The following is a 5,097-nucleotide window of genomic DNA, read 5'->3' on the forward strand; positions in this document are numbered from 1 at the left end:
GGAGTAGCAAAAGTATCAAGAGTCTCACACTAAAGTAAGTCAGGTTTTTGAATTTATTCAATGACCTGTCAGCTTTGAGTGAGCGACCGGTTCGAGAGAACCGAAAACAGTAACAGGTTTAAACTGAAGAGTTTGATCCTGGCTCAGATTGAACGCTGGCGGCATGCCTTACACATGCAAGTCGAACGGCAGCACGGGTGCTTGCACCTGGTGGCGAGTGGCGAACGGGTGAGTAATACATCGGAACATGTCCAGTAGTGGGGGATAGCCCGGCGAAAGCCGGATTAATACCGCATACGATCTATGGATGAAAGCGGGGGACCTTCGGGCCTCGCGCTATTGGGGTGGCCGATGGCGGATTAGCTAGTTGGTGGGGTAAAGGCTCACCAAGGCGACGATCCGTAGCTGGTCTGAGAGGACGACCAGCCACACTGGGACTGAGACACGGCCCAGACTCCTACGGGAGGCAGCAGTGGGGAATTTTGGACAATGGGCGAAAGCCTGATCCAGCAATGCCGCGTGTGTGAAGAAGGCCTTCGGGTTGTAAAGCACTTTTGTCCGGAAAGAAATCCTTTTCGATAATACCGAGAGGGGATGACGGTACCGGAAGAATAAGCACCGGCTAACTACGTGCCAGCAGCCGCGGTAATACGTAGGGTGCAAGCGTTAATCGGAATTACTGGGCGTAAAGCGTGCGCAGGCGGTGATGTAAGACCGATGTGAAATCCCCGGGCTTAACCTGGGAACTGCATTGGTGACTGCATCGCTGGAGTATGGCAGAGGGGGGTAGAATTCCACGTGTAGCAGTGAAATGCGTAGAGATGTGGAGGAATACCGATGGCGAAGGCAGCCCCCTGGGCCAATACTGACGCTCATGCACGAAAGCGTGGGGAGCAAACAGGATTAGATACCCTGGTAGTCCACGCCCTAAACGATGTCAACTGGTTGTCGGGCCTTCATTGGCTTGGTAACGTAGCTAACGCGTGAAGTTGACCGCCTGGGGAGTACGGTCGCAAGATTAAAACTCAAAGGAATTGACGGGGACCCGCACAAGCGGTGGATGATGTGGATTAATTCGATGCAACGCGAAAAACCTTACCTACCCTTGACATGTACGGAATTCCGCTGAGAGGTGGAAGTGCCCGAAAGGGAGCCGTAACACAGGTGCTGCATGGCTGTCGTCAGCTCGTGTCGTGAGATGTTGGGTTAAGTCCCGCAACGAGCGCAACCCTTGTCCCTAGTTGCTACGCAAGAGCACTCCAGGGAGACTGCCGGTGACAAACCGGAGGAAGGTGGGGATGACGTCAAGTCCTCATGGCCCTTATGGGTAGGGCTTCACACGTCATACAATGGTCGGAACAGAGGGTTGCCAAGCCGCGAGGTGGAGCCAATCCCAGAAAACCGATCGTAGTCCGGATCGCAGTCTGCAACTCGACTGCGTGAAGCTGGAATCGCTAGTAATCGCGGATCAGCATGCCGCGGTGAATACGTTCCCGGGTCTTGTACACACCGCCCGTCACACCATGGGAGTGGGTTTTGCCAGAAGTGGCTAGTCTAACCGCAAGGAGGACGGTCACCACGGCAGGATTCATGACTGGGGTGAAGTCGTAACAAGGTAGCCGTATCGGAAGGTGCGGCTGGATCACCTCCTTTCCAGAGCTCATCGCTCACTGCGTTTTAAGCGCTCACACTTGTCGGCTGTAAGAAAGACAGACTCAGGGGTCTGTAGCTCAGTCGGTTAGAGCACCGTCTTGATAAGGCGGGGGTCGATGGTTCGAATCCATCCAGACCCACCAACTGGTCTGACGGGCAGTTCCCTTGAGTTGTGTTTTGACTGGGGGATTAGCTCAGCTGGGAGAGCACCTGCTTTGCAAGCAGGGGGTCGTCGGTTCGATCCCGTCATCCTCCACCAATCTTCAATGCACAGCGTTCTGCAGAAGTGATGCAGAACATTTCGCATTGGCGATTGAGCCAGTCAGAGCGGTATGTGAAAACGTATCGGCTGTCGTTCTTTAACAATCAGGAAGAAGTAGTAAAGAGATTCATCCAAAAGCATCTAGAGATGGGTGCGAGTAGGTGAATCAGGGTTGTGATTGTATCAATGTATTTTTAAGTGATCGAAAGATTGCCTTGAAATACGGCGCAACACGAATACTCAACCTGTAGCGAGTGCGCCTCGAAAGAGACACACCCGTTATAGGGTCAAGCGAACAAGTGCATGTGGTGGATGCCTTGGCGATCACAGGCGATGAAGGACGCGGTAGCCTGCGAAAAGCTACGGGGAGCTGGCAAACAAGCTTTGATCCGTAGATGTCCGAATGGGGAAACCCACTCCGAATGGAGTATCCATGACTGAATACATAGGTCATGTGAAGCGAACGCGGCGAACTGAAACATCTAAGTAGCCGCAGGAAAAGAAATCAACCGAGATTCCCAAAGTAGTGGCGAGCGAAATGGGACCAGCCTGTACTCTTTATCTGTACCGTCAGCCGAACGCTCTGGAAAGTGCGGCCATAGTGGGTGATAGCCCCGTAGGCGAAGGCGGAATGGAAGAACTAGGTGTACGACAAGTAGGGCGGGACACGTGAAATCCTGTCTGAAGATGGGGGGACCATCCTCCAAGGCTAAATACTCGTGATCGACCGATAGTGAACCAGTACCGTGAGGGAAAGGCGAAAAGAACCCCGGGAGGGGAGTGAAATAGATCCTGAAACCGCATGCATACAAACAGTCGGAGCCTCGCAAGGGGTGACGGCGTACCTTTTGTATAATGGGTCAGCGACTTACATTCAGTGGCAAGCTTAACCGAATAGGGCAGGCGTAGCGAAAGCGAGTCCGAACAGGGCGTTCAGTCGCTGGGTGTAGACCCGAAACCAGGTGATCTATCCATGGCCAGGTTGAAGGCACGGTAACACGTGCTGGAGGACCGAACCCACTAACGTTGAAAAGTTAGGGGATGAGCTGTGGATAGGGGTGAAAGGCTAAACAAACCTGGAAATAGCTGGTTCTCTCCGAAAACTATTTAGGTAGTGCCTCGTGTATCACCTTCGGGGGTAGAGCACTGTCATGGTTGATGGGTCCATTGCGGATTACGTCGCCATAGCAAACTCCGAATACCGAAGAGTGCAATCACGGGAGACAGACATCGGGTGCTAACGTCCGGTGTCAAGAGGGAAACAACCCAGACCGCCAGCTAAGGTCCCCAAATATGACTAAGTGGGAAACGAAGTGGGAAGGCTAAAACAGTCAGGAGGTTGGCTTAGAAGCAGCCACCCTTTAAAGAAAGCGTAATAGCTCACTGATCGAGTCGTCCTGCGCGGAAGATGTAACGGGGCTAAGTCATATACCGAAGCTGCGGATGCGAGCTAGTCTCGCATGGTAGGAGAGCGTTCCGTAAGCCTGCGAAGGTGCGTTGAAAAGCGTGCTGGAGGTATCGGAAGTGCGAATGCTGACATGAGTAGCGATAAAGGGGGTGAAAGGCCCCCTCGCCGTAAGCCCAAGGTTTCCTACGCAACGTTCATCGGCGTAGGGTGAGTCGGCCCCTAAGGCGAGGCAGAAATGCGTAGCTGATGGGAAGCAGGTCAATATTCCTGCACCATTGTTGAATGCGATGGGGGGACGGATCGCGGAAGGTTGTCCGGGTGTTGGAAGTCCCGGTCCTTGCATTGGAGAAGGCGCTTTGGCAAATCCGGGCGCGGAATTCAAGGGTGCGAGGCCATGCTCTTCGGAGCAGAAGCAACTGGAAGTGGTTCCAAGAAAAGCCTCTAAGCTTCAGTTCAACAGTGACCGTACCGCAAACCGACACAGGTGGGCGAGATGAGTATTCTAAGGCGCTTGAGAGAACTCGGGAGAAGGAACTCGGCAAATTGGTACCGTAACTTCGGGATAAGGTACGCCCTGGTAGCTTGACTGGCTTGCGCCAGAAGGGTGAAGGGGTTGCAATAAACTGGTGGCTGCGACTGTTTAATAAAAACACAGCACTCTGCAAACACGAAAGTGGACGTATAGGGTGTGACGCCTGCCCGGTGCCGGAAGATTAAATGATGGGGTGCAAGCTCTTGATTGAAGTCCCGGTAAACGGCGGCCGTAACTATAACGGTCCTAAGGTAGCGAAATTCCTTGTCGGGTAAGTTCCGACCTGCACGAATGGCGTAACGATGGCCACACTGTCTCCTCCCGAGACTCAGCGAAGTTGAAGTGTTTGTGATGATGCAATCTCCCCGCGGCTAGACGGAAAGACCCCATGAACCTTTACTGTAGCTTTGCATTGGACTTTGAACCGGTTTGTGTAGGATAGGTGGGAGGCTGTGAAGCGGGAACGCTAGTTTCCGTGGAGCCGTCCTTGAAATACCACCCTGATCTGTTTGAGGTTCTAACCTTGGTCCGTGATCCGGATCGGGGACAGTGCATGGTAGGCAGTTTGACTGGGGCGGTCTCCTCCCAAAGGGTAACGGAGGAGTACGAAGGTACGCTAGGTACGGTCGGAAATCGTGCTGATAGTGCAATGGCATAAGCGTGCTTGACTGTGAGACCCACAAGTCGAACAGGTGCGAAAGCAGGTCATAGTGATCCGGTGGTTCTGTATGGAAGGGCCATCGCTCAACGGATAAAAGGTACTCTGGGGATAACAGGCTGATACCGCCCAAGAGTTCATATCGACGGCGGTGTTTGGCACCTCGATGTCGGCTCATCTCATCCTGGGGCTGTAGCCGGTCCCAAGGGTATGGCTGTTCGCCATTTAAAGAGGTACGTGAGCTGGGTTTAAAACGTCGTGAGACAGTTTGGTCCCTATCTGCCGTGGGCGCTGGAAGTTTGAGGGGGCCTGCTCCTAGTACGAGAGGACCGGAGTGGACGAACCTCTGGTGTACCGGTTGTGACGCCAGTCGCATCGCCGGGTAGCTATGTTCGGAAGAGATAACCGCTGAAAGCATCTAAGCGGGAAACTCGCCTCAAGATGAGACTTCCCCGGGGACTAGATCCCCTTGAAGGGTCGTTCGAGACCAGGACGTTGATAGGTCAGGTGTGGAAGCGCAGTAATGCGTTAAGCTAACTGATACTAATTGCCCGTAAGGCTTGATCCTATAACAGGTGTGCCTC

At 53.4% G+C, this 5,097-nt stretch carries 2 tRNA genes and 2 rRNA genes; all 4 read left to right on the forward strand.

The annotated features are described in order from the left end of the window. The first annotated feature begins 120 nt into the window (after positions 1-120). Positions 121-1,653, forward strand: a 16S ribosomal RNA gene (locus tag U5A57_RS40990). 66 nt (positions 1,654-1,719) lie between these two features. After that, positions 1,720-1,796 (forward strand) — tRNA-Ile (locus U5A57_RS40995). 40 nt (positions 1,797-1,836) lie between these two features. Continuing rightward, positions 1,837-1,912: transfer RNA gene (locus U5A57_RS41000), tRNA-Ala, on the forward strand. Positions 1,913-2,200: 288 nt separating this feature from the next. Beyond that, positions 2,201-5,081: ribosomal RNA gene (locus tag U5A57_RS41005) — 23S ribosomal RNA — on the forward strand. Together the 16S and 23S rRNA genes with 2 tRNA genes alongside form the textbook arrangement of a ribosomal RNA operon. Positions 5,082-5,097 lie beyond the last annotated feature (16 nt).

Origin of the sequence: Paraburkholderia sp. J11-2 (assembly GCF_905220185.1) — a bacterium.
GTDB lineage: Bacteria > Pseudomonadota > Gammaproteobacteria > Burkholderiales > Burkholderiaceae > Paraburkholderia.